Source organism: Streptomyces sp. MB09-01 (assembly GCF_033794505.1).
In the GTDB taxonomy this organism is placed as follows: domain Bacteria; phylum Actinomycetota; class Actinomycetes; order Streptomycetales; family Streptomycetaceae; genus Streptomyces.
In genome coordinates this window covers 1-1,338 of the sequence record NZ_JARAYQ010000553.1, presented here as the reverse complement: position 1 = coordinate 1,338, position 1,338 = coordinate 1, and the positions used below count along the sequence as shown (strand labels likewise).

Genomic DNA, 1,338 nt, shown 5'->3' with positions numbered 1-1,338 from the left:
GGCGGGCTCTTCACCGGGGCGGACGCGGATGCCTGCGGCTCAGCCCGCGGAGGGCGGCGCGGGGCAGAACTCGGCCTCCAGAATCTCCCTCAGCGATCCCGTGTTCCAGTCCCCGTTGCGGTTGAAGGCGAGCTGGTGGCGGCCGTCCTCGGTGGTGACGGCCAGGGAGGTCGACCCCACCATTCCCCCGCCGTGGCCCCACAGTGTTGTGCCGCAGCTGGTGCGGAACTGCGTGAGGCCGAGCCCGTAGGACATGTCGGGGTGCTCGGGCATCGACAGGGTGGTCTTCATGGCCTTGAGCTGCTGCGGCGGCAGCAGCTCGCCGCGCAGCAGGGCGCTGTAGAAGCGGTTCAGGTCGCCGGTGGTGGAGATGATGTCGCCGTCGGCCCAGCCCTGCGACCCGTTCATCTCGGTGACGTCGTCGATCCGTTCGGGTGCCGATGCGAACAGCTTGGAGTAACTGCGGCTGCTGGGGCGGGGGATGTGGATGCTATTGCCGGGGTTGGAGGTGGCCTTCAGGCCCAGCGGTTCGATGATGCGGTCGCGGACCTCGGCCTCGTACGTCCGCCCGCCCGCCTTCTCGGTGATCAGTCCGGCCAGGATGTAGTTGGTGTTGGAGTACGAGAGCTGCGCGCCGGGCTCGAACAGCGGCGCATGGGAGAGCGCCACCTTGATGTGCTTCTTGGGCGGCAGGGTGTCGTAGCGGTGGTCGAGGTAGCCCTGACCCCGTATGTACGTGTCGAGGTAATCCTCATCGGCCAGGTAGTCGAAGAGGCCGGAGGTGTGGTTGAGGAGCTGACGTACGGTGATCTTGCGGCCGTCGTTGCCGTTGCCCCGTACCAGGCCGCGCAGATGGCGATCCACGGTGTCGTCGAGATCGAGTTTGCCCTCGGACTCCATCTGGAGCAGGACGGTCGCCACGAACGTCTTGGTGATGCTGCCGACGCGGAACCGGTCGTTCGTACCGCGCGGCGCGCCGGTGCTCAGGTTGCCGACACCCGATGTCGATTTCCAGACACCCTTGGTGTCGCGTGCCTGAGCCGTGATGCCGGGGATGCCCCCCTTCACGTCCGCGTCCATCGCCCGCTGGGTCGCCGCGTGCCCCGCCGTCGCCGGGGTGGTGTCCGAGGACGCCTGGGCGGGGCACGCGGCGACCCCCAAGCAAACCGCGCCGACTCAACACGATGAAGCCGCGACTCAGACACATAAGGCGAAGCACGGGACGAGAGTGAGCGACACCACTGAACATAAAGCGCAACACACCAACCCACGGAACCTAGCCACATACGCCGCTGCAGTGGCAACAGCAATCTGCATCATCTACTGACCAGAGTAACA

At 66.5% G+C, this 1,338-nt stretch carries 1 protein-coding gene; it reads right to left on the bottom strand.

The genetic code is table 11. The features are described 5' to 3' along the window. Positions 1-39: 39 nt before the first annotated feature. Complete coding sequence (locus tag PV721_RS43400) at positions 40-1,161, bottom strand: serine hydrolase domain-containing protein (RefSeq protein ID WP_319734388.1); 1,122 nt, start codon at positions 1,159-1,161, stop codon at positions 40-42. Between the last annotated feature and the right edge of the window lie 177 nt (positions 1,162-1,338).